The following is a 23,761-nucleotide window of genomic DNA, read 5'->3' as shown; positions in this document are numbered from 1 at the left end:
CACGGCGGGCCCCGCCCGCTCCCGCTCGCCCCTCGGCCCTGCCGAGAGCGCTTCTGAAGGAGAGCCGATGACCGCCCGCGGCGTCAGCCACACCAAGGAACTCCTCCGCCGGGGAGACATCTCCGCGGTCGAGCACGTCCAGTCCGTCCTGACGGCCATCCGCGAACGGGACACCCTGGACGCGTACGTCGCGGTCGCGGGCGATGACGCCCTCCAAGCGGCGCAGGAGGCCGACGACCGCATCCGTGAACTCGGCGCGGACGCCTGGCGCAACATGCCGCTGCTGGGTGTCACGGTCTCCGTCAAGGACCTGCTCCAGACCCGCACCCTGCCCACCACGCGCGGCTCGCTGCTCCCCAACGACCGCCCCCTCGCGGATGCTCCGGCCGTGGCACGGCTGCGCGCGGCCGGGGCCATCATCGTCGGCAAGACCACCACCTCCGAGTACGGCTGGAGCGCCTCCACCGTCGGCCGTGTCGCCCCGCCCACCCGCAACCCCTACGACCCGCGCCTGACCGCGGGCGGTTCCAGCGGCGGGGCCGCCGCCGCGGTTGCCGCCGGGCTGTGCGACGGGTCGCTGGGCACCGACGGCTCCGGGTCGATCCGCATCCCGGCCGCGTTCTGCGGAGTCGTCGGCTACAAGCCGTCCTTCGGCCGTGTGCCGTACTTCCCCAGCGGCGCCGACCGCCTCGCCCACCAGGGCCCCCTCGCCCGGACCGTCGCCGACGCCGTCCTGCTCGGCCAGGTCATCGCCGGCCCGCACCTCACCGACCCCGACTCCGACCTCGGTCTCCCCGGCGTGCACCGCGACGAACGCGCGCTGCGGGTCGGCTGGATCGAGTACGACAAGACCGACCCCGACGTGCGCCGGGTCACCGAGGCGGCCCGCGACCTCCTCGTCGCCCAAGGCCACACCGTCGAACACATCGAGGTGCGCTGCGACAACATCTACCCCGCGCTCGTCGACATCCTCTCCGCCTCCGAGGCCGCCGGCACCGAGCCCGAGGACGAGGAACGGATCGACCCGGGCCGCCTGGAGGTCGTCCGGCACGGCCGCACCCTCAGCGGGGCCGACGTGATGCGCGCCGAGGCGGTGCGCCAGGGGCTGCGTACCACCCTGCGTTCGGTCATGGACCGCTACGACATGCTGGCCATGGCCACCGTGCCCATCGAGCCCTTCGCCGCCGACGCCATCGGACCCGCCTGGGCGGCAGACCCGCGCGACCTGCTCTGGCTGAACTGGGCGCCCGCCTCGTACCCCTTCAACATGACGGGCCAGCCCGCCGTCTCCCTCCCGGCCGGGCCGACCCGCTCCGGGCTCCCGGTGGGGCTCCAGCTCGTCGGCCCGGTCGGCGCCGACGACCTGGTCCTCACGGTGGCCCGCCGGCTCGAGGCGGAGCTCGCGCCGCTGCCGCAGCCGCCCCTGTCCACCCTCGTGTCCCTCTAGCGACAAGGATGCTCCCCGCCATGTACGCCAGATCATGGTCATCCCCCTCCGCCGAGGGCAGTGTCGGTTCCCCCTCGTTCGTAGCCGACCACCGGCTGTGGGACGAGGCACAGCTCGCCGCCGCCGAACGCGTCGAGGCCGGGCTGGACCGGGTCGACTTCGTACGCCTGGTCTTCGGTGACCCGCACGGGCTGGCGCGCTCCAAGACGCTGACGGCGCAGGCCTTCCGCTCGGCGCTGCGCAACGGCATGAACTTCAGCCCGGGCCCGTTCATCTTCGACACGGGGCACGCCGTCGCCGTCGACTTCCTCGGGGACCACGGCATCGGCGTCGGCGAGATCGCGGGCGCCGGTAACTTCATCCTCGTGCCCGACCCGGTGACCTTCCAGATGCTGCCCGGCAGCGGGCCGCGCACCGCCTGGGTCATCGGCGACGAGTACCTGCGCGACGGCACCCCCCACCCCCTGTCCTCGCGGGCCGTACTGCGCCGGACCCTCGCCCGGTACGCCGAGCGCGGCCTGGCCCCCGTCCTCGGGCTCGAGGTCGAGTGGTACCTCACCCGCCGCCTCGACGACGAGGCGGGCAACACCGGCAACGGCTTCGGACTCCAGGGTGAGGCCCCGCGCGTCGCCGCCGTCAACGCGGGCTACCAGTTCAATCTCGACGCCGCCTACGACACCATCGCCCCGGTCACCGACCCGCTCGCCCTGCACCTGCTCGAACTCGGCCTGCCTGTACGGTCGATGGAGCACGAGTCCGGCCCCGGCCAGGTCGAGACCACCTTCAGCCCCATGTCCGCCCTGGACACGGCCGACGCGATGCTGCTCTTCCGCACCGTCACCAAACGGTGGTGCTCCCGCTCCGGCCACCACGCCTCCTTCATGTCCCAGCCCGCCCTCGACAGCGCCGACCCCAGCGGCTGGCACCTGAACCAGTCCGTAGTGGAGACCGCCACCGGCCGCAACCTCTTCGCCGATGGCCTCTCCGGCGGTATGTCGCCCGAGGGCAAGGCGTACGCCGAGGGCCTGCTGGCCTGGGTCCGCGAGCTGTGCCTGCTGTCGGTGCCCACGGTCAACGGCTACCGGCGGCTGAACGTCCAGCACTCCCTCGCCCCCACCCGTATCGGCCTGAGCGTGGAGGACCGCACGGCGATGCTCCGTGTGGTCGGCAGCGGCGCCGGCGCGCACATCGAGAACCGGGTCGGCGAGCCTTGCGCCAACCCGTACCTCAGCATCGCGGCCCAGCTGCACGCGGGCTTGGACGGGCTCGCCGGCAGCAGCCCCGAAGCCACCCCCGCGCCGACCGCCCCCGCCCCGCCCGCCGGCGCCGCCGATACCGTGCCGCAGACCCTGCGCGAATCTCTCGACGCCTTCCGCTCCGGCCGGGCCGCCCAGGTGCTCGGCGGCCCGCTCGCCTCGACCCTGGCCAAGCTCAAGGAGAGCGAGCTGAACCGGTACGAGGCCTGGTGCTCGCAGACATCCCCGGCTCCGGGGCAGGTCACGCAGTGGGAGCAGCGCGAGTACTTCGGCGCGTACTGACCCGGCCCGCGCCGCCGGGCGCCGCCCGGCGGGCCATCCCCTTCGGAAGAAAGCCGTTTCATGATTTCTCGCTATGCGCTGCCCGAGATGGCGGAGCTCTTCTCGGACCGGTTCAAGTACGAGACCTGGGTCCGTGTGGAGATCCTCGCCTCCGAGGCGCAGGCACGCCTGGGCCGTGTCCCGCAGGAGGCGGTCGAGGACATGCGCCGGGCCCGGGTGCCGCTCGCGTCCCGGGTCGCCGAGATCGAGAAGGAGCGCGACCACGAGGTCCTCTCGTTCCTCGCGGCCTACTGCGAGGACATCCCCGACTCCTCGGCCCGCTGGGTGCACCTCGGCATGACCAGCTACGACCTGGTCGACACCTCGCTCGGCTTCACCCTGGCCCGCGCCACCGACCTGCTGACCGAGGCCGCCCGGAGGCTGCGCCGCGTCCTGGTCTCCAAGGCGTTCGGGCACTGGGACACGGCGATGGTGGGCCGCACCCACGGCGTCCACGCCGAGCCGACCACCTTCGGGCACAAGCTCGGCGGCTACGCCTTCGCCGTCGACCGCTCGATCAGGCGGCTGGCCGCGGCCCGCGAGGCCGTCGCCGTCGGGACCGTATCCGGCTCCGTCGGCACGTACGCGCTGATCGACCCGGCCGTGGAGAAGTACGTCTGTGAGGCGCTCGGCCTCGGCGTCGAGCCGTCCCCCAGCCAGGTCGTCGGCCGTGACCGGCACGCCCAGCTGCTCCAGGCCGTGGCCGCCCTCGGCGCCTGCATCGAGCAGATCGCCCTGGAACTGCGGCTGCTTCAGCGCACCGAGGTCCGCGAGGTGGAGGAGCGGCGTTCCTCGGCGTACCAGGGCTCGAGCGCCATGCCGCACAAGCGCAACCCCACCACCAGCGAGCGGCTGTGCGGGCTCGCCCGGCTGCTGCGCGGGTACGCGAACATGTCCCTCGAGAACGTGGCACTGTGGCACGAGCGGGACCTGGCGCACCAGTCCGTCGAGCGGGTCATCCTCCCCGACAGCCTCCTGGTGGGCCACTTCCAGGCGACCCGGGCCGCCGACCTGGTCGAGTCGCTGACCGTCCACCCGGACCGTATGCGCGCCCACATCGACCAGACCGACGGCCTGGTCTACAGCTCGTCCCTCCTCGCCGAACTGCTGAGCGAGGGCGTGGAGCGCGAGGAGGCCTATCGTTCGGTGCAGGCCGCGGCCGACCGGACGATCGCCACGGGCGACCACTTCGGCGAGTCCCTGAAGGCGGGCGGCATCGACCCGGGAGACCTTCGGCCGGAGCGCTTCCTTGTCAACCACGACGTGATCCGAAACCGATTGGAGCAGCTCCGTGAGCTGGAAGATTGAGCGTGTCGAAGGCGCGGACCTGGACCTGGACGAGGTCCTCGAGGTCTACCGCGCTTCCGGTCTGGGCGAGCGCCGCCCGATCGAGGACCGGGAGCGGTTCGCCGCGATGCTCGGGCACGCCAACCTCGTGCTCGTCGCCCGCGACGAACCGGGCGCGCTCATCGGCATCGTGCGCGCCGTCTCCGACTTCTCCTACGTCACCTATCTGTCGGACATCGCCGTCACCCTCGGCCAGCAGCGCTCCGGCGTCGGCCGCGCCCTGATCGCCGCGACGCAGGCCGAGGCCCCCGGCGTGAAGATCGTGCTGCTGTCGGCGCCGGCCGCGGTGGACTACTACCCGCGCATCGGGTTCACGCAGCACAACTCCGCGTGGGTGCTCAACCCGTAGCCGGACCCCGACGGGCCCGACGCACCCGCTTCACCCGACCCCGGTCCCGCGCTGTATCGGAACTCGACCGCGCATCGGTAGCTTCGTCGACGGGACGCGACCTGGAGCGGACCGGAGCCCCGCTCCGGTCCGCGTCCGCATCCGTCGGCGTATCCAACAGGCACGGGCCGTGCAGGACCCTCGGGGGAGGCATGACTCAGATCTCGTCACAGGCACAGCTGGAGCTCCACACACCCGCCCCGCACCCCATGCGCCTGGTGGGCGAGGGCGCGGCCGGGAACCTCCCGCGCCCGGTCCCGGGGCCCGAACGCTGGCGCATCCTCGTCGTGGACGGCGACGCCGACTTCTCCGACTACCTGGTCACCCAGCTGCGGCGGCACGGCCACGAGTCCATCGACGTCAAACGCGGCACCGCGGCCCTCCAGGCGTACGAGGACGTGGACCTGGTGCTGCTCGACCTGGAGCTGCCCGACCTGGACGGGCTGGAGGTCTGCCGGGCCATCCGCGCCGTCAGCCGCGTCCCCGTCATCATCGTCACCTCCCGCCAGTCCGAGCTCGACTGCGTGCTGGGACTCCAGGCGGGCGCCGACGACTACGTGACCAAGCCGTACGGGCTGCGCGAGCTGATGGCCCGCATCGAGGCCGTCATGCGCCGCGCGCAGTGGCAGCCAGCCGCCGTCAAGGAGATCTGCCACGGCCGGCTGCGTGTCGACGTGAACTCGCGCGAGGTCTCCGTCAGCGGCGTCGAGGTCGCCCTGACCCGCAAGGAGTTCGACCTCCTGTGCCTGCTCGCCTCGCACCCGGACACGGTCATCCCGCGCAAGCAGCTGCTCCAGCAGGTGTGGGGCGACTCCTGGTCGCGGCGCACCGTCGACACCCACGTCAGCAGCCTGCGCGGCAAGCTGGGGGACAGCGGGTGGATCGTGACGGTACGGGGCGTGGGATTCAAGCTCGGAAACGGCTGAGGGCACAGACACCCCGGAAGCCGGGTCCTGCGGGCGCCGCCCGCAGGACCCGCCGTTCTCGCGAAGAGAGTGTGCCCTGGGGTGCGCTACCAGGTCCGCCCGGGGCCGGCCGCCGCGCCGCCGGCCGCGTTCGACTCCCGTTCCTCGCAGTCGCGCAGCTCCTCGGCGAACATCTGCCACAGGTCGGAGTAGCCGCTCATCAGCTCCGCCATCTGACCGGTGCAGTGCGGCGGCAGGTTGGTGATGATCCGCCGGCGGTCGCGGGCGATCAGCGAGCAGGCGCCCAGCATCCGCAGGATGCTGCGGCCCACCTCGTTCAGCCGCAGCGAGGGGTCGCGCCGCAGCGCGTCGAAGATCATGAACAGTTCGTCGGGTGACCTGGGCTCCGTACCACCGCGCTCGTCGCCGTCCCGCCCGTCGCCGTCCCGCTCGCGCGGCCCGCGCTCTGCCGCCGCCGGCCCGCGCCGGCGCGGCGGCACCGGGTCGTCACCGCGCAGCAGCCGGTCCCGTACGTCGGCCACGGTCGCCGGGGAGATCCCGGCCTGGCGGGCGACGGTCCGCAGCGAGGCCGTGGGGTCAGCCTTGAGCAGCCGCCCGGCGAGCTCGCGCCCCTGAGCGGTGTTCAGCGGCCGCACCCGCCCGTCCAGGCCGACGCGGCGCTCGCACCGCGGCAGATCGGCGCGCAGCCGTATCTCGCGGACCTTCTTGGCGGACAGACCCGTCACCACCGCGATCGCGCGGTCCGACCAGTGGGGCCGCGCGAGGACGATCCGCTCCGCGGCGGCGACCCGGTCGGCCTGGGGCAGCGGGCGGCCCTGGGTGACGTTCACCGCCACGGCCAGCATCGCCGCGTCCTCCTGGGAGCCGTCGAAGAAGCAAGCGTCGATGTGCTCGCGCCCCTTGAGACGGGCGGCCCGGAGCCGGTGCTGCCCGTCGATGACGGTCATGCTGGGGTGGTGGACGAGGATCGGCGGCAACCGGGTCTCCACCTCCGCCAGCGCCAGCGCCCACCCGTCGTCCACCCCGGCGGCGCGCGGCGTGAAACAGACCGTCAGGTCGGCGAGCCGGACCTGTTCCACGGGCGCTTGACGCAGCGTGTCCCGCAGCTCGAGCAGGCGGTCCGATCTGTTGTCGTCGTGCGTGCGCACACCCTGGCTGGCAGTCACCGCAACTCCTCATTGACGCAAGCGGTCGGGCAGCCCGGGGGTCGTCGGGCCATGGCGGTCCATCCCAGACCCTCGCAACTCGGCCTGACACCAGGCTGATGCGCACCTGACATGCCCGGCCCTCGGCCCCGCGGGGCGACGCAACGGGGCCGCGTACGCGAGCGGGACGCGAGTTTCCGCTGCTGCACTGCTTCTGTCGCCCGTCCCCTCCCTACGGGGACCGGCCAGGCCCGCACGGCGCGTAGGCGCACGGAGCGGCCACAAAACCAGGCGAGTCGAGTGAGGGGAAGCGATAGTGGCGACAATCGGAGAGGTGGCGGAACTGCCGCAGACGGTACGCCGGCACAGCGTGCGCGTCCTGCTGCTCCCCCTCATGATCGCGATGCTGCTCTCCCAGCTGGACAACATGGTCGTGGCCACGGCCATGCCCACGGTCGTCGGCGACCTCGGAGGGCTCGAGCACCTGTCGTGGGTGGTCACCGCCTACACGCTGGCAACCGCCGCCGCGACGCCCATCTGGGGCAAGCTCGGCGACATGCACGGCCGCAAGGGTGTCTTCATCACCGCCGTTGTGATCTTCCTCGTGGGCTCGGTGCTCTGCGGCATGGCCCAGGACATGGGCCAGCTGATCGGCTTCCGGACCATCCAGGGCCTCGGTGCCGGCGGGCTGATGGCCGGGGTCATCGCGATCGTGGGTGACCTGGTGCCGCCGCGCGAGCAGGGCAAGTACCAGGGCATGATCGCCGGCCTGATGGCGCTCGCCATGATCGGCGGTCCGCTGGTCGGCGGCACGATCACCGACCACCTCGGCTGGCGCTGGGCGTTCTACATCAACCTGCCCATCGGCCTGATCGCCCTCGTCCTGGCCGCGGTGCTGCTGGACCTGCCGGCCCGCCGCTCGCAGGCACGCGTCGACTACCTCGGGGCGGCCCTGCTGATGGCCGGCATCACCTCCATCGTCCTGCTCACCACCTGGGGCGGCACGGAGTACGCCTGGGGCTCGGGCGTCATCCTCTCGCTGGCCGCGGCGGGCGTCCTGTCGCTGGCCGCCTTCCTCCACTGGCAGACCAGGGCGGCCGAGCCCATCGTGCCGCTGCACATCTTCCGCAACCGCAACTTCTCGCTGATGGCGGTACTGGGCGCGGCCACCGGCTTCGTGATGTTCGGCGCCGTGCTCTTCCTGCCCCTCTACCAGCAGACCGTGCAGGGCGCCTCCGCGACCAACTCCGGGCTGCTGCTGCTGCCGATGCTCGCCACGATGATCGTGGTCGCGGCGGTCGCCGGGAAGGTCACCAGCGACACCGGCCGATACAAGGTGTTCCCGGTGGCCGGCGGCGCACTGCTGTTCGTCGGGATGTACCTGATCTCGACGATGGACACCGGCACCTCGCGGCCGGAGTCCGCGCTCTACATGGCGCTGCTCGGCGCCGGCCTCGGCTGCCTGCTCCAGATCACCACACTGGTCGCGCAGAACAGCGTGCAGATGAAGGACATCGGCGTCGCCTCAGCCGCCGCCGCCCTCTTCCGTACGCTCGGCAGTTCCTTCGGCGTCGCGGTCATGGGCGCCCTCTTCCACCAGCGGGTGGCCGGCACCGTGGCCGAGCGGATGCCGGGGCGCCCCCTGCTGGAGGACGCCCAGCTGTCCGCGGCGAGCCTGGCCGAGCTGGAGGCCCCGGTCCGCGAGGCCTACCGGTACGCCACCGCCGCCGGTACGCACACCGCGTTCCTGTTCGGCACGGCGGTTGGTGCCCTCGCCCTCGTGGCGGGACTCCTCGTCAAGGAGGTCCCGTTGCGGAAGACCATGGGCGACACCGTCCCGGACGCCGTACCGGCCACCGCATCAGAGCTCGGCCGTGCGGCGTCCGAGATCCGCCGATCCGACCGCGGCGGGGGCGCACCGCCTCGAACACCGACTGCGGACCAGCCATTCGAGTGACTCTCGAGCGAATCTCAGCTGCCTGTGCCGACTCTGATGAGGCGTGATCAACCCATCACGTCTCATCCGACCCGCACACGATGTGGAGTTTGTCGACATGCAGCTCACCCGCTCGCGTATGTCCAGGTTCGCAGTCCTCGGGGCCACCGCCACCGCCGCACTCGCGTTCGCCACGGGCCCCGCCTCTGCCGCGGCGGCCCTCTCGCTCAGCCAGGCCACAGGCCTCTCCGACGGCCAGTCGGTCACCGTGAACGGCACCGGCTTCGCCGCCGACGCCGAGGTCGGCCTCGCCCAGTGCGCCGATGGCCTCATCTGTTCCACCGCGGTGGTCACGGCCGCCGACGCCAACGGCGCCATCCAGCACTCGCTCCCCGTGAACAAGACCTTCACGGCCACGGACTGGAACACCGGCGCCAGCGTCGCCGTGGACTGCGCCGTGGACCAGTGCCGCGTCGTGGCCTGGACCGAGGCCACCGGCCAGGTCGCCTCGAACATCTCCTTCAGCTGAGGTACGCGGGCGCCACCGGGTTCCTGCCCGGAGCGCCCGCCGGCCGCGCGGGGACCCCGCGCGGGGACGGCACCCCTCGTACGGCCGCCCGCCGCGCAGCGACCCTGCACGGCGGCCCAGCATCCCGTACGGCCCCGATCACGCGGCGATCCCGCGCGGATTCCCCACCTACCGGCACCTCGACGAACTCCGGCCGGCCGCACGGTGACCCCCTGCGGCCCCTGGCCCACCGAACTCGCGCGCACCACCAGCCCCTCGCGCACCGCCGACCGTGCGGCAACCCCGTGCGGGAGCCGGCCCCCGGCAACCACACCAGCACCTCCCGTACGGCACACCAGCCGCCTCTACGGGAGGTGCTCGTGCGTCGCCGGGAGCCGACCGCGGCACGGGCACCGGCAGCAGCGGCCGGCCCGGCCCCTCCAGCGGGAGCCGAGCTCCGGTTGAGCGCCCCGGCCGACTGTTGCGATGGAAGGAGTCGCTGTGAACGGTACGCACGGAGGCGACCGCGAAGGTTCGCCGGACCCTCTTGGGCCGCCGCTGACGGCGGCCCTCCTGCCCTGCCTGGAACTCCGGGAATCCCCCCTGACTTTCCGGGACGACACCCGGCCCGCCGCCGTCACCGACACGGTGACGCCGCGGGCCGGCCGTCCCCGTCCGCCGAGCGGAGTGTCCTTGTGAGCAGCGGACGCATGGAAATGTGCCTCGTCGGCGCCGGACCGCGCGGACTGTCCGTCCTGGAACGCCTCTGCGCGCACGAGCGGAAGTCCCCCCGCTGGGACCGCGTCATCGTGCACGTCGTCGACCCCGACCCGGCCGGGTCCGGCCGCGTGTGGCGGCCCTCGCAGTCCCGGCACCTGCTGATGAACACCGTCGCCTCGCAGGTCACGGTCTACACCGACGACAGCGTACGCATCGACGGACCGCTGGAGGAGGGCCCGAGCCTGTACCAGTGGGCCAAAGCCCTCGGCCCCAGCGCGCTCACCCCAGGATCGGGCGTCGCGTACGACGACGAGACCCTCGCCGAGGCACGCGACCTGGGGCCGGACACCTACCCCACCCGTGCCCTCTACGGCCAGTACCTGACCTGGGTGTTCCGGCAGGTCACCGCCAACGCGGCCGCGCACGTCACCGTGCATGTGCACCCCCTGCGGGCCGTCGGCGTGGAGGACCGTGAGGACGGCCCCGCCGGCGCGTGCCCGCAGACCGTGGTGCTGGAGGACGGCACCCGCCTGACCGGGCTGTCCGCGGTGGTGCTGGCCCAGGGACACGTACCGGCCCGGCCCACCGCCACCGAGCGGGAGTTCGCCGCCTTCGCCGCCCGGCACTGCCTCGCCTACATCGCCCCGTCCAACCCGGCGGACGTGGACCTGTCGTCCATCCCCCCCGGCGAGAGCGTGCTGCTGCGCGGGATGGGCCTGAACTTCTTCGACTACCTGGCGCTGTTCACGCACGCCCGAGGCGGTGTCTTCGAACGCGTCGAGGGCCGTCTCGTCTACCGCCCCTCGGGCCGGGAGCCGCGCCTGTACACCGGCTCACGGCGCGGCGTGCCCTACCAGGCGCGCGGTGACAACGAGAAGGGCGCCCACGGCCGCTGCTTCCCCCGGCTGCTGACCGCCGAGCACATCGCCGCGCTGCGCGGCGAGGCCGGCCGCCGCGGAGGCATCCGCTTCACCGCCGACCTGTGGCCCCTGATCTCCAGGGAGGTGCAGAGCCTCTACTACGAGCGGCTGCTGGCCTCCCGTACCGGCTCCGCCGCGGCCGCCGAGTTCGCCACGCGCTATCTGCACGCCGAATCCGGCGAGGCCGGGGAGGCGCTGCTGGACGAGGCCGGCATCGGCGCGGACGAGCGCTGGGACTGGGAGCGCGTCGCCCGCCCCTACGGAACGCACGGCTTCCGCGACCTGCCCGCCTTCCGCACCTGGCTGCGCGGCCACCTCGACGAGGACGTACGCCGGGCCCGTGAGGGCAACGTCAGCGGACCGGTCAAGGCCGCCCTGGACCTGCTGCGGGACCTGCGCAACGAACTACGCCTCGCCATCGACCACGGCGGGCTCGACGCCGCGTCGCACCGCGACGAGCTCGACGGCTGGTACACCCCGCTCAACGCCTACCTGTCGATCGGCCCGCCCGCCATTCGCATCGAGGAGATGGCCGCGCTGATGGACGCCGGCATCCTCGAGGTCACCGGCCCCGGAATGCGCGTCGCCGCCGACGACGGGGCCCCGGAGGGCCCCGGCTTCGTCGCTACCTCCGCCGAACTCCCCGACGTCCGGGTGCGGGCCGGCGTGCTGATCGAGAGCCGGCTGCCGGACACGGACCTGCGGCGCACTGCGGACCCGCTGATGGAGCGGCTGCTGCGCACGGGCCAGTGCCGCCCGTACCGCATCACCGGAGCGGACGGCGAGCACTACGAGACCGGCGGCCTCGCCGTCTCGGAGCGGCCCTACCACGTGCTGGACGCCCAGGGAGTGCCGCATCCGCGCCGCTTCGCCTACGGGGTGCCCACCGAGTCCGTGCACTGGGTCACCGCGGCCGGCATCCGGCCCGGCGTCGGCTCGGTCACCCTGGAGGACTCCGACGCCATCGCCGGAGCCGTCCTCGGCCTGCCCGCACTGCCGGATGCGACCGTACGACTGGCGGCACCGGCCCGCGGCGTGGCACGCGCCACGGTCACGAACACCGGCGCCGGAGCGCCGGCGTGAGCGCGACGGGCGGTCCTTCGGCCGCCGCCGGCTGCCTCGGCGCCCACCTGGACTCGGGACTGCTCTCCCCGGTCCGGGCGGGAACCCCCGTCGAAGCGGCGGTCGGCGACACCGCCTGGCTCCAGGGGATGCTCGACGCGGAGGCGGCCCTGGCCCGCGCCCAGGCGCGCTGCGGCACCATCCCCCCGGCCGCGGCCGGGGAGATCACGGCCGCGGCGCGCGCGGAACACCTGGACGTACGCGAACTGGCGCTGGCCGCACGTGAGACGGCCAACCCGGTCGTCGGCCTGGTCAAGGCGCTGACGGCGGTCGTGGCCGCCCGCTCGCCCGAAGCCGCCGAGTACGTCCACCGCGGCTCCACCAGCCAGGACATCTTCGACACCGGCGCCATGCTGGTCGCCGCGCGCTCCCTGCGCCTGATCGGCGCCGATCTGCGGACCGTGGCCGATGCCCTCGCCGAGCTCGCCGTCACCCACCGCGACACGGTGATGGCGGGCCGCACGCTCGCCCTGCACGCCGTACCCACCACGTTCGGGCTGAAGGCGGCGGGCTGGCGGCAACTGGTCCTGGAGGCCGCCGAGCGCCTGGAGCGGGTCGTGGACGGCGGGCTTCCCGTCTCGCTGGGCGGCGCGGCCGGCACCCTGGCGGGCTACCTCCAGTACGCGGACCCGGACGCCGACCCGGCGGACGTGCTCGAGGACCTGCTCACCGCCTTCGCGGACGAGACCGGCCTGGCCGTCCCCGTGCTGCCCTGGCACGCGCTGCGCACCCCCATCGCCGACATCGCGGCGGTCCTCGGCCACACCGTCGGCGCCCTCGGCAAGATCTCCGCGGACGTGCTGGTGCTGACCCGCACCGAGACCGGCGAAGTGGCCGAGCCGTCGGTGGCGGGCCGCGGCGCGTCCTCGGCGATGCCCCACAAGCGCAACCCCGTCCTAGCGACACTGATCCGCTCCGCCTCCCTCCAGGTCCCCGCGCTGGTCTCCGTCCTGGTGCAGTGCCTGCCGGCCGAGGACGAACGCTCGGCAGGCGTCTGGCACGCGGAGTGGCAGCCGCTCCGCGAGTGCCTGAGGCTGACCGGCGGCGCCGCGCACACGGCCGTCGAACTGGTCCGGGGACTCACCGTCCACACCGAACGGATGCGGGACAACCTCGGGGCGACCGGCGGGCAGATCGTCTCCGAACGCGTCTCGGCCGTCCTCGCGCCCCGCCTGGGCAAGGCGGCCGCCCAGGCACTGCTGACACAGGCATCGCTGCGCGCGGCCGAGACCCACCGGCCGCTGGCCGACGTCCTGGCCGGGCTGCCGCAACTGCACGCCGCCTTCACCCGGGACGAGCTCGCCGCGCTGCTCGACCCGGCCGGATACACGGGAGTGTCAGGGCCGCTCGTCGACCGGGCGCTGGCCCACCTTCACCGTTGAAATGGGGACAAGAACATGGGCAACACCGATACGGACGTGATCATCGTAGGAGCCGGTCCCGTCGGGCTCATGCTCGCCGGTGAACTGCGCCTGGCCGGGGTGGACTGCGTCGTCCTGGAGCGGTCGACGGAGCCTACGGACCAGTCGCGCGCCCTCGGCTTCACCGCCCGCACGATCGAGACGTTCGACCAGCGCGGGCTGCTGCCCCGCTTCGGTGGCTTCGACACCATCCCCATCGGCCACTTCGGCGGCGTCCCCCTCGACTACCGCGAGATCCAAGGCGGCTCGTACGGTGCCAAGGGCGTCCCCCAGTCCCTGACGGTGGCCGTCCTGAACGAATGGGCCCAGGAACTCGGCACCGACATCCGCCGCGGCTGGGAGGTCGTCGACCTCCACACCTACGACGAAGCCGTGGAGGTGGACGCCCACTCGCCCGAAGGCCCCGTGCGGCTGCGCGCCAGGTACCTGGTGGGCTGCGACGGCGGCCGCAGCACCATCCGCAAGAAAGCGGACATCGGCTTCCCCGGCCACGACGCACGGATCGAGATGTGCTTCGCCGAGGTCACCGGGGTGCGGGTCCGCCCCCGCCCCAACGGCGAGCGCGTACCCGGCGGCATGGTCCTCGCCTTCCAGCAAGGTCCCGACACCTTCCGCGTCACCTACTACGAGAAGGGCGCCGTCCCCCGCCAGGGTGAGACGATGCCGAGCTTCACGGAGGTCGCCGACGCCTGGAAGCGTCTCACCGGCGAGGACGTCCACGGCGGAACCCCGCGCTGGATCGGCCGGTTCACCGACCAGAGCCGCCAGGCGAGCGAGTACCGGCGCGGCCGGGTCCTGCTGGCCGGCGACGCGGCCCACATCCACCTCCCCATCGGGGGCCAGGGCATGAGCGCGGGCATTCAGGACGCCGTCAACCTCGGCTGGAAGCTGGCCGCCGAAATCCACGGTACCGCCCCCGCCGGGCTCCTCGACACGTATCACAGCGAGCGGCACCCCGTCGGCGCCCGCGTGATCGTCAACACCCTCACCCAGCGGGCCCTGTACCTCAGCGGCGAGGAGATGCAGCCGCTGCGCGACCTGTTCGGCGAGCTCTCGGCCTCCGAGGACGTCCGCCGCCACCTGATCGGCATGGTCACCGGCCTGGACATCGTCTACGAGGTCGGGCCCGGGGACCACCCGCTGCTCGGCCGGCGCCTGCCGGACCACGAACTCATCGGCCTGGCCGACAGGAACGGCGAGCACGCCGAGCACAAGACCACCGCGTTCGAGCTGCTGCACAAGGCCCGCGGACTGCTGCTCGACCTGACCGGCGACCCCGCGCTGCGCGCGGCCGCCGCCCCGTGGGCCGACCGCGTCGACACCATCGCCGCCCGTCCCCACGAGGCCGGCGAGAACAACCCGTTCACCGGCGCCGACGCGCTGCTGGTCCGCCCGGACGGATACGTCGCCTGGGCCGGCGCCGGCGCGGCACAGCCGCACGGCCTCGTGGAATCCCTCACCCGTTGGTTCGGCGAGCCGACCGGTGCCACGCCCACCCGGGAGGTCTGAGATGCCCGACACGAAAATCGCCCTCGTCACCGGCGCCAACAAAGGGCTCGGCCTGGAGACCGCCCGCCGACTGGGCGAGCAGGGCGCCGTCGTCCTGCTCGGTGTGCGCGACGAGGCCCGCGGCAAGCAGGCCGCCGACACGCTGGTGGCCAAGGGCCTGAAGGCCCAGGAGCTGCGCCTCGACGTGACGGACGGCGCCTGCGTCGCCGACGCCGCCCGGGAGATCGACGAGCGGTACGGCCGCCTCGACATCCTCGTCAACAACGCCGGCATCACCGGCGGCTTCTTCGGACCGCCCAGCGGGGCCACTGCCGAGCAGCTGCGCGAGGTCTACGACACCAACGTCTTCGGCGTCGTGACGGTGACCAACGCGATGCTGCCGCTGCTGCGCCGGTCCTCGGCCGGCCGCATCGTCAACATGTCCAGCAACGTGGGCTCGCTCGGCCTCAACGCGGACCCGGACGGCGAGTTCCGGCAGTACAACGTGGTCGCGTACCAGTCCTCCAAGACCGCCCTGAACGCGATCACCCTCGCGTATGCCAAGGAACTGCACGGCACGACCGTCAAGGTCAACGCCGCCAACCCCGGCTTCACCGCCACCGACATGAACAACCACCGCGGCCACCAGACGGTCGAGCAGGGCGCCGTCATCGCCGTCCGGCTGGCCCTGCTCGGCCCCGACGGCCCGAGCGGCACCTCCCAGGACGAGAACGGCACCGTCCCCTGGTAGCCGACCGGCCGGCTGTTCGACCGCGGACCTGCCGTGGTTGAACAGCCGGCCGGGCGTGGTCGGCGCCCGGGCTGGGACGCAGCCCGTCCACTGTCAGTCGGGATCCACCGCAACAGCACCACGGACCCCCGTGGTCAGCGGCACGATCGTCCCCACGCGGCCTGGGCCCGTGCCGACGCCCGCCGGCGCCGCCCTGAGGTGGGCAAGATCGCGCGGGGAGGGCTCGGCCGTGCTGCCTTACGGGTGCACCGTCGCCGTGCCGCTCCGTCAGCCGGTGACGTACTCAACCAGCACCGGCCCGAGCACCTCCGGCAGCACCCTGTGCCATACGCCCGGCAGCTCCAGGCGCCGGCCGTTCGGCAGCGCGGCCGCCGTCGCCGCCGTCGCCGTCAGGAGCCAGTCGCTGGTGGCGTCGCTGTTGATGAGCAGCGTCTCCACCTCCGTCCTCGCCAGCCGCTCGACCGGGATCCGGCCGTCACCCATCACGGCCGTGTCGTAGGGGAGGGTGTGCGCCAGCGCCTCGTTGCCCGGCCAGATCGGGCTGGCCTGCCAGTCCGCGATCCACTCGGGCGGGAAGCCCACGTGCTCGGCCAGGAAGTACACGACGGCCTCGCCGCGCTTCTCCTCGTCCAGCAGCGCCTGGAGCTTCTCCGCGAAACCCTCCTCCGGCTTGCGGAACCCCTCCACCCGGTAGGGCGGCTCGAGCAGCGCCAGCTTCCGCATCGGGACACCGGCCATCGCCGCTTCAAGCGCCAGGATCGCGCCGCTGGACCCGCCGAAGACCACCGCGTCGCCGCCGGTCGCCTCGATCACCGCGGCCAGGTCCTCCACCTCGCGCTCGACCGCGTACGCGGGGGAGTCACCGCTGTCGCCGCGCCCGCGCCGGTCGTAGGCGTAGACGGTGCAGTGGGAGGTCAGCTCGGGAAACATCGGGTCGAAGGCCGTGTGATCGCGAAATCCACCGCCGAGCAGCACGATCGGGGGGCCCTCGCCGGTCTTCTTGTAGGCGATCGTCGTGCCGTCCCGGGAAACGACCTTGTGCATCACACTCTCCTGTCGAATCGATGTGGAATGACAAGGCTCGAGATAATTCTCCCCAGCTTTCCATGCCAGCCTCCGGGAAAGTACTCATGGATTTCGGCCGGTGTCAACCAGGAAATCATTGTCCGAAAAAGCGGGACGCGAAAGGTTGTGGGCGCCGCCCGGCCGACCTACTCTCCCCGCATATCTCGATATGGACAGGTCACGGAGACCGATTCGGCGAATTCGCTTGTCGAGACACAGTCGGATTGACCCCGTACCGGAGCGAACCCACGGCTGGTCCCCAACCGACAAGGCAGGATTCATGACCTCCCAGACCCGCACAGCCCTGGTCGTCGGCGGCGGCATCGCCGGCTCGATCGTCGCGATGGCCCTGCGCAAGGCCGGGATCGAGGCCACCGTCCACGAGGCGTACCGCACCACGGCCGACGGGATCGGCGGCGGGCTCAGCCTCGCCCCTAACGGGGTCAACGCCCTCGACGCCATCGACGTCGGTGAGGCCGTGCGCCGGGTCGGCATCCCGATGCGCGGAACCGTCCTGCACAGCGGGGACGGGAACGTGCTCGGCGAACTCTCCTTCCCCGCCGACCTGCCCCCCTCGCGGTTCATCTGGCGCGGCGACCTCTACCGGACGCTGTACGACGAGGCGACCCGCCGGGGCATCCGCACCCTCCACGACAAGCGGCTGATCGGCGCGGAAGAGACCGCCGACGGCGTCACCGCCCACTTCGACGACGGGACGCGGGCCACCGCCGACATCCTGATCGGCACCGACGGCATCCGCTCCACGGTCCGGACGCTCATCGATCCGGCCGCGCCGCAGCCGCAGTACGCCGGACTGCTCGGCTTCGCCGCCCAGCTCGGCGACACCGGCCTGGCCCCCACCCAGGGCAAGCTGCATGTCCACTACGACACCCGGGCCTCCTTCGGCCACCTGGTGCACGCGGACTCCTCCGGTGGCTGGTTCGTGAACCTGCCCCACCCCGAGCCGATGACCCTGGACCAGGCCCGGGCGGTGGGCAACGAGGAATGGCTGACCGTCCTGCGTGAGGCGTTCACCGGCGACGACCGCTCCCCGGCGGTGGACATGCTGGCCAGCACCGGCCCAGCCGACCTGCTGATCACGGGCCCGCTCGAGACCATGCCGACCGTGCCCACCTGGAGCCGCGGCCGGATGGTGCTGGTCGGCGACGCGGTCCACGCGGCCTCCCCGAGCTCCGGCCAAGGTGCCTCGCAGGCCGTCGAGAGCTCCGTCCAGCTCGCCCGCTGCCTGCGTGACCTGCCGTACGAGGAGGCGTTCTCCGCGTACGAGGAGCTGCGCCGGGCCCGGGTCGAGCGGATCATCGAGAACGCCACCCGCACCAACGCCAGCAAGGCCGGCGCCCGCGGCGGCAGCGACCTGAAGCCGGCGAACATGGACTGGCAGTTCACCTACCGCATCGACTGGGACACTCCGGTCACCGCCCGAGCAGACGCGTAATCGGGGCCGAAACCCTTTGCCGTCGATTCCCCCTCGAAAGCAACTCGAGAACGGTCGGAGAACGACTCGAATTGCGGTGGAATATCAGTGGCACCGCACCTTTCCGTATGCTGAAATCAACTATTGAGGAAGTCGTACTGTGGCATGATGACCGGTACATCGACGCTCGATGTCGTAGGCAGCTTTGTCTTCACGCAGGAGGGCGGAAAGTGAAAACTCGCGTCATTGTTGTCGGCGCCGGTCCGGTAGGACTGATGCTTGCGGGTGAACTCATGCTGGGCGGTGCGGACGTCACCCTCTACGACAAGCTGCCTTCCCCGTCGGGGGAATCACGCGCTCTCGGATTCACCCGCCGCGTTGCCGAGGTCTTCGATCAGCGCGGCCTGCTGACCCGGCTCGGCTCCTACCGCCAGGGACAGAACGGCCACTTCGGCGGGGTGGGCATCGACCTCGGCATGCTGGACGAGAGCCACCACGGCGTCCTGGGCCTGCCCCAGGCGCGTACCGAGGAAATGCTCGGCAACTGGCTGACCGAGCTGGGCGTACCGGTGCGGCGCGGCTACGAGCTCCGCGACTTCCACGAGACCGAGGACGGCATCGTGGCCGGCTTCGAGGGCCCCGACGGCCGCCACGAGGCCGAGGCCGCGTATCTCGTGGGCTGCGACGGCGGCCAGAGCACCGTCCGCGCCCTGGCCGGCATCGAGGCGCCCGGGTGGGAGTCCACACGCGGGATGTACATGGCCGACGTCACCGGCGTCGAACTGCCCCAGCGGCCCACCGGCAAGCACGTGCGGGGCGGCCACATGATCCTGTCCGTCAGCCTCGGCGACGGCTACTACCGGATTTTGATCCACGACCGCGGCCTGCCACCCCATCCGGACACCGCCACCCTGACGTTCACCGACGTCGCCGACGCCTGGCAGCGGATGACCGGCCAGTCCATCCACCACGGCAAGGCCCGCTGGATGGCCGCCTTCAGCAACGGCGCCGGCCTGGCCACCGACTACCGGCGCGGCCGGGTCCTGCTCGCCGGCGACGCTGCCCACGAGACCCCGCCGCTCGCCGGATGGGGTCTGGCCACCGGCATCCAGGACGCGGTCAACCTCGGCTGGAAGCTGGCCGCGGTCGTCAGCGGATCGGCACCCGAGAGCCTGCTCGACACCTACCACTTCGAGCGCCACCCGCTCGGTCAGCAGCTGCTGCGCAACACGCACGCGGGATCGACGCTCTACCTCAGCGGCGAGGAGATCGACCCGCTGCGCGACGTCATGACCGAACTGATGACCGACAAGAACGTGGCGGCCCACTTCGCCGGCATGATCAGCGGACTGGGCGTCCGGTACGACATGGGCTCCGGCTCCGGCAGCCATCCGCTGCTCGGCCGACGCCTGTCCCCTGACCGGGAACTGCAACGGCCCGACGGCAGCCGTACCCGGGTCACCGAACTGCTCCACGCGGGCCGGGCCGTACTCATCACCACCGACGGCTGCGGCGAGGCGGCCCGCCTCGCCGCAGCCTGGTCCGACCGCGTCGACCTCGTCACCGGAAGCTGGGTCCCGGTGGAGAGCGACAGCCTCCTGAACGCCGTGCCGGACTCGGCCCTGGTCCGTCCCGACGGCTACATCGCCTGGGCCGCGCCCGACGGCGGTGACCTGTCCGACGCGCTGGACCGCTGGCTCGGCACGGCGCGGGCCACCGCCAACGCCTAGCAACGAACAGCAAACACCCGACACACACCAACGAAAGAGGAGACACGGGAGCGATGACCTCACCCATCCTGGTCACCGGCGGCACGGGCAATCTGGGGAGCCACGTCGTCCCCCTGCTGCGAGCGGCCGGCCGCGACGTACGCATTCTCGCCCGCACCCCGCGCAACAACACCGAGGGGATCGAGTTCTTCTCCGTCGACCTGATGAAGGACGAGGGCATCGACGCGGCTCTCACCGGCGTCGAGACGGTGCTGCACCTGGCCGGTGGTACGAAGGGTGATGACAAGGTCACCCAGAATCTGGTCACCGCCTCGAAGCGAGCGGGGGTGAAGCACCTGGTCTACATTTCGGTGATCGGCGCGGACACCATGCCGCTGGGCTGGTTCAAGACACAGCTCGACGCCGAGAACGCGGTGACGCAGTCGGGGATTCCGTGGACGATGCTCCGTGCGGCGCAGTTCCACGACATCGTCCTGACGATGGGCGAGAAGATGTCGAAGATGCCCGTCATCCCCGCCCCCGGTGGCCTCCAGTTCCAGCCGGTGGACTCACGCGAGGTCGCTGCCCGCCTGGTGGAGCTCACCCTCGGCACCCCGGCCGGACGCGTAAAGGACATCGCGGGCCCGAAGGTCTACCCGCTGGGCGACCTGCTGCGCAGCTACCTCCACGCCACCGGCAAGAAGCGCCCGCTGCTCCCGATCCGGATGCCCGGGAAGGCAGGCAAGGCCTACCGCGCCGGTGACAACCTGGCCCTGACCGGAACCCAGGTCGGCAAGGGCACCTGGGAGGAGTTCCTGGCCGAGCGCGTCAGCTAGGAGCCTCCTACGGCAAGCGAGCGGCCGGGGCCTCGTCGGTAGGGGCCCCGGCCGCTCGCGTGCTCGCACGCGGGCACGCGGGCACGCGGATGTGCCCGGACCCTCGACAACCGGTCCGGGCACACGAACAGTCGGCTGAAGAGCCGAGGCTAAGCCCCCTGACCGGTCTTCTCGTAGAAGCCGTCCTCGTGGATCGCCTCCACGACGACCTCCTGGCCCTGGGCATCCAGCCACTCCGCACGCAGCCGCGCCGCCTCGTCGTCCGCCTGGGACGCCGGAACCAGACGGCCGTCGGGGGTCAGACGCTGCGGTGTATCGCCGCACGGCCGCCAGTCGAACTTTGCCGCGATCTTGAACAGGTCCTCCTGCGTCAGCGGACCACCGTTGTCCTTCTCCGCCTGGAGCGCGGTGGGGTGGTAGTTCTCGTACCCCCCCGGCATGTGCAGCGTGAGAAAGTGCGCACCCTCCCCGGGCGGGGTCGCCCAGGTGTGCCGGGTCCCGCTGGTGATGTACGCCATGCTGCTCGGCCCGAGCTCCACGACCTCGTCGTCCAGCGCGACGACGAGCTTGCCGGAGACGACGAAGTAGGTCTCCGTGGACTCCGCGTGCGTGTGCAGCGGCGGACCCGACCAGGCCGGCCCCTGCCGCGTCTCCACCAGCGACGCCGCACCGTCGGTCATGTTGTTCGACAGCACGATCTCGAACCCGCGGCGGCCTTCCGGCCGGTCTCCGGGGTGAACGACGTGGGTCATGGGGCCCTCTCTCACTTCGACATGTCAAGCACCCCTCATCTAAGCGAGACCACCCCCCGTCCAACTGCGGTCACATAGCAACAGTTGAACACGAATCAGCCGAACTCCGGCGATACTCGACCAGCCCTCGGTCCGCTCTCCATGGCAACACCGAAGGTCGGTGCACAGGCAGAGAGGAACGCGAGCGGCGCTGCACCAATGGGTGCAGCGCCGCCGGGGTGAGCAGGGGTCAGGACACAGCCTTGAGGTTCTGGCGGCGCTTGGCATTCTCGCGCTGCCGGCGCTTCTCAGAGAGCTGGTCCTGGTAGGCCGTGACGGCCTGGCGGTAGTGCTCCACGAAGCTGGAGGAGTTCAGGCGCTGGCCCTTCGGCATCTCCTTGACGGCCGCGACGGCGTCCTCGGGGGAGAGGTAGGCGGCCAGCATCGGGTTGAGCTGGTAGACGCCGGCGCGCTGCTTCTTCACCAGCTGCGCCAGGTCCAGGTCGCGCAGAGCCGCGTTCACCGTGGCCCGGCTCAGTCCGAGCATCTGCGCGAGGGTGACCTGGTCGACCTCGATCCGCCCACCCGGCTCGCTGTGGGCGCGCATCTTCAGCAGCACGCGGTACGCCGCGGGCAGCAGGTCCAGGTCGGCGACGATCCCCTCCGCGTTCACCGCGGCAAAATGCAGACCACTCACTGTCCGGCCCCCTTCTCCTTCTGCTGCGCCCGCTCAGCGCGGCGCTCAGCACGAATTTTCGCCCGTTCCTCGCGCATCTGCTCAATCTCCTGACGCATCCGCTCCAGCGACGGAAAGCGCACCAGGTCGGGCAGCGCCTCGTCCGACCGGATCTTCGCGATCGTCTCGTGCTGGTCGACTCGGACGTACCGAGCTTCCATGGTCTCCGTGCCCGGGATGAACTCTGCAACCCGGTAGGAGTACGGCGGGTTGAACTGGTAGATACCGCGCTTCACCCGGAACACGATCCCGTGGGACATGACCTCCTGCAGCGCCTCGTTCACCTTGGTCCGAGCGACGTCCAGGACGATCGCCATCTCGTCCTGAGTCAGCGGGATGCGTCCGCCGGCCTTCTGGCACGCGATCATCAGCAGGATCAGCCGCAGCGGCAGTGCCTCGCGGAAGAACTGCGCGATGACCAGGAAGAACTCCAGGCTGTCCATGGAGAAGGCGTTCGGCTCGTCCGGGGGCCCGTAGAACTCCAGCGGCTTCCGCTCGCTGTCCAGCGTGAGCTTGCGGCCGGGGTAGGCGCGGGCCACGTCGTCCAGGTCCTTGACGGGCCGCAGCGGCTGGTTCCAGGCGTCGGACGGATCCCCCAGCGGCAGCTTCGGCTGCGGCGCCCCACGGGGGCTTGTGCGGCGGCGCTGCGGCTCTGTCGGCACGAGGCTGCTCTCCAAGCTGTTGATCTCTGCGACGCGAAGCAGTATGTCACCTGTGCTTGACATGGATGTCGCTTCGACACGACATGCCGCACGCCTTGCGTCCCCCAGGAGGGACAGATCTCTCCTGACCGTCGGACGGTCCCCACGCGGAACACATCCGCTTCCTGATGTCGCCTCCAGTTGACATGCGGCACTAGATCATGTCGCGTACAGTTGACACGGGACGGTCGATGTGCCCCCTCAGCCGGGACACATCGACGTCGATACGTCCCCTCAGCCGGTACATATCTCGCGATCTTCGACGCTCTGACCTGGGGTTTCTTGATCTCGCCTATATCAGTGGCTGAGGTCCCCCCACAGCGGCCCGTGTGGGCGCTCCTCCTCAGTGACCTTCACGGCCCTCTGAGTGATCACCCCCAGCGGCAGCGAGCTCTGACCCGCCTGTCTACATTTCACAGCGTTCCCCCTGCGATATTCCGAAACTGTATTTCTCAAATCGCACGCGATTTCTCCATTCATGCGAGGCTGCATGTCAAAAACGTTCTGCAAACCCTCTTCTACCTGGTGAAGGTGGTTCGCACTCATTCCAGTCTTAATCCAGCTGCTATATTTGAAGCGCGTTCCCCATTGCCCGACTCGCCCCTCTCCCGTCCCTGTTCTCACGGTCACCCGCCCGACTACCTGTCACCCCCGGCTCCTTCCTGCTCGCTGTTCGGGCCGCAGGCCCATGGGTGGGCCGCGCGAAGCGTGGCACGCCTTACTCGCACGGGGAGTTGGCGGGTTCGCCCAGTGTGGCTGGAGCGCAGCGGAAGCCACGGGCCGGCCGGAGGCCGGCCCTGGCCCGCAACGCGGGCCGGACACCCGGCGGGTGGCGGCAGGAGAGCGGGAGAG

General features: G+C 71.5%; 19 protein-coding genes. 14 read left to right on the top strand and 5 right to left on the bottom strand.

The window, feature by feature from the left end; all coding sequences use genetic code 11:
* Nucleotides 1-67 precede the first annotated feature (67 nt).
* The 5 genes from ABZ154_RS30010 (at nucleotide 68) to ABZ154_RS29990 (ending at nucleotide 5,685) form a co-directional block, all read left to right on the top strand.
* Nucleotides 68-1,447: an amidase family protein gene (locus ABZ154_RS30010; protein ID WP_356837520.1), complete on the top strand. Its 1,380-nt coding sequence runs from the start codon at nucleotides 68-70 to the stop codon at nucleotides 1,445-1,447.
* Between the two features lie 20 nt (nucleotides 1,448-1,467).
* Nucleotides 1,468-2,985, top strand: a complete 1,518-nt coding sequence (locus tag ABZ154_RS30005) for a glutamine synthetase family protein (RefSeq protein ID WP_356837519.1) — start codon at nucleotides 1,468-1,470, stop codon at nucleotides 2,983-2,985.
* Between the two features lie 60 nt (nucleotides 2,986-3,045).
* On the top strand, nucleotides 3,046-4,332 hold the full coding sequence (gene purB, locus ABZ154_RS30000; RefSeq protein ID WP_356837518.1) for an adenylosuccinate lyase: 1,287 nt from the start codon (nucleotides 3,046-3,048) through the stop codon (nucleotides 4,330-4,332).
* Nucleotides 4,316-4,720, top strand: a complete 405-nt coding sequence (locus tag ABZ154_RS29995; RefSeq protein WP_356837517.1) for a GNAT family N-acetyltransferase — start codon at nucleotides 4,316-4,318, stop codon at nucleotides 4,718-4,720. The genes purB and ABZ154_RS29995 overlap by 17 nt, the downstream gene beginning before the upstream one ends.
* A gap of 191 nt (nucleotides 4,721-4,911) precedes the next feature.
* Nucleotides 4,912-5,685: a response regulator transcription factor gene (locus ABZ154_RS29990; protein WP_356837516.1), complete on the top strand. Its 774-nt coding sequence runs from the start codon at nucleotides 4,912-4,914 to the stop codon at nucleotides 5,683-5,685.
* Between the two features lie 86 nt (nucleotides 5,686-5,771).
* Here ABZ154_RS29990 and ABZ154_RS29985 read toward each other — a convergent pair whose 3' ends face one another.
* Nucleotides 5,772-6,851 carry a ParB N-terminal domain-containing protein gene (locus ABZ154_RS29985; RefSeq protein WP_356837515.1) on the bottom strand — a complete coding sequence of 360 codons (1,080 nt, stop codon included), beginning with the start codon at nucleotides 6,849-6,851 and terminating at the stop codon, nucleotides 5,772-5,774.
* Between the two features lie 295 nt (nucleotides 6,852-7,146).
* On the opposite strand from ABZ154_RS29985, the gene ABZ154_RS29980 reads away from it, so the two are divergent.
* The 6 genes from ABZ154_RS29980 (at nucleotide 7,147) to ABZ154_RS29955 (ending at nucleotide 15,696) form a co-directional block, all read left to right on the top strand.
* Nucleotides 7,147-8,787 carry an MDR family MFS transporter gene (locus ABZ154_RS29980; RefSeq protein WP_356837514.1) on the top strand — a complete coding sequence of 547 codons (1,641 nt, stop codon included), beginning with the start codon at nucleotides 7,147-7,149 and terminating at the stop codon, nucleotides 8,785-8,787.
* 118 nt (nucleotides 8,788-8,905) lie between these two features.
* On the top strand, nucleotides 8,906-9,295 hold the full coding sequence (locus ABZ154_RS29975; RefSeq protein ID WP_356837513.1) for an enediyne antibiotic chromoprotein: 390 nt from the start codon (nucleotides 8,906-8,908) through the stop codon (nucleotides 9,293-9,295).
* 674 nt (nucleotides 9,296-9,969) lie between these two features.
* Nucleotides 9,970-11,997: an FAD/NAD(P)-binding protein gene (locus ABZ154_RS29970; protein WP_356837512.1), complete on the top strand. Its 2,028-nt coding sequence runs from the start codon at nucleotides 9,970-9,972 to the stop codon at nucleotides 11,995-11,997.
* Complete coding sequence (gene pcaB, locus ABZ154_RS29965; RefSeq protein ID WP_356837511.1) at nucleotides 11,994-13,418, top strand: 3-carboxy-cis,cis-muconate cycloisomerase; 1,425 nt, start codon at nucleotides 11,994-11,996, stop codon at nucleotides 13,416-13,418. The genes ABZ154_RS29970 and pcaB overlap by 4 nt, the downstream gene beginning before the upstream one ends.
* Before the next feature lie 15 nt (nucleotides 13,419-13,433).
* Nucleotides 13,434-14,966 (top strand): FAD-dependent monooxygenase, encoded by a 1,533-nt coding sequence (locus ABZ154_RS29960; protein ID WP_356837510.1) that lies wholly within the window; start codon nucleotides 13,434-13,436, stop codon nucleotides 14,964-14,966.
* A gap of 1 nt (nucleotide 14,967) precedes the next feature.
* On the top strand, nucleotides 14,968-15,696 hold the full coding sequence (locus ABZ154_RS29955) for an SDR family oxidoreductase (RefSeq protein WP_356837509.1): 729 nt from the start codon (nucleotides 14,968-14,970) through the stop codon (nucleotides 15,694-15,696).
* 267 nt (nucleotides 15,697-15,963) lie between these two features.
* On the opposite strand, the gene ABZ154_RS29950 is transcribed toward ABZ154_RS29955, so the two are convergent.
* Nucleotides 15,964-16,740, bottom strand: coding sequence for an alpha/beta hydrolase (locus ABZ154_RS29950; RefSeq protein ID WP_356837508.1), 777 nt, complete (start codon nucleotides 16,738-16,740; stop codon nucleotides 15,964-15,966).
* Between the two features lie 301 nt (nucleotides 16,741-17,041).
* Here ABZ154_RS29950 and ABZ154_RS29945 point away from each other — a divergent pair, with 301 nt between their 5' ends.
* The 3 genes from ABZ154_RS29945 to ABZ154_RS29935 all read left to right on the top strand — a co-directional run bounded on the left by ABZ154_RS29945 (nucleotide 17,042) and on the right by ABZ154_RS29935 (nucleotide 20,741).
* Nucleotides 17,042-18,217 carry an FAD-dependent monooxygenase gene (locus ABZ154_RS29945; protein WP_356837507.1) on the top strand — a complete coding sequence of 392 codons (1,176 nt, stop codon included), beginning with the start codon at nucleotides 17,042-17,044 and terminating at the stop codon, nucleotides 18,215-18,217.
* Between the two features lie 209 nt (nucleotides 18,218-18,426).
* On the top strand, nucleotides 18,427-19,926 hold the full coding sequence (locus ABZ154_RS29940; protein ID WP_356837506.1) for an FAD-dependent monooxygenase: 1,500 nt from the start codon (nucleotides 18,427-18,429) through the stop codon (nucleotides 19,924-19,926).
* A gap of 53 nt (nucleotides 19,927-19,979) precedes the next feature.
* Nucleotides 19,980-20,741 carry an SDR family oxidoreductase gene (locus ABZ154_RS29935; protein ID WP_356837505.1) on the top strand — a complete coding sequence of 254 codons (762 nt, stop codon included), beginning with the start codon at nucleotides 19,980-19,982 and terminating at the stop codon, nucleotides 20,739-20,741.
* A gap of 149 nt (nucleotides 20,742-20,890) precedes the next feature.
* Here the strand turns inward: ABZ154_RS29935 and ABZ154_RS29930 are convergent, their stop codons facing one another.
* From ABZ154_RS29930 to ABZ154_RS29920, 3 genes are all read right to left on the bottom strand, one after another.
* Nucleotides 20,891-21,493, bottom strand: coding sequence for a cupin domain-containing protein (locus ABZ154_RS29930; RefSeq protein WP_356837504.1), 603 nt, complete (start codon nucleotides 21,491-21,493; stop codon nucleotides 20,891-20,893).
* A 229-nt stretch (nucleotides 21,494-21,722) separates the two neighbouring features.
* The gene (locus tag ABZ154_RS29925; protein WP_356837503.1) at nucleotides 21,723-22,169 is read right to left on the bottom strand and encodes a helix-turn-helix domain-containing protein; all 447 of its coding nucleotides are present in this window, start codon (nucleotides 22,167-22,169) and stop codon (nucleotides 21,723-21,725) included.
* A complete protein-coding gene (locus tag ABZ154_RS29920) occupies nucleotides 22,166-22,870 on the bottom strand; it encodes a hypothetical protein (RefSeq protein WP_356837502.1) in 705 nt (234 codons plus the stop codon). Before ABZ154_RS29920 ends, ABZ154_RS29925 begins: the two co-directional genes overlap by 4 nt.
* Nucleotides 22,871-23,761: the final 891 nt, after the last annotated feature.

It is taken from the genome of Streptomyces sp. NPDC006261, from assembly GCF_040613515.1.
GTDB lineage: Bacteria > Actinomycetota > Actinomycetes > Streptomycetales > Streptomycetaceae > Streptomyces.
Note: the sequence above shows the minus strand (reverse complement) of the source record. Positions and strands in the feature narration are given on the sequence as shown.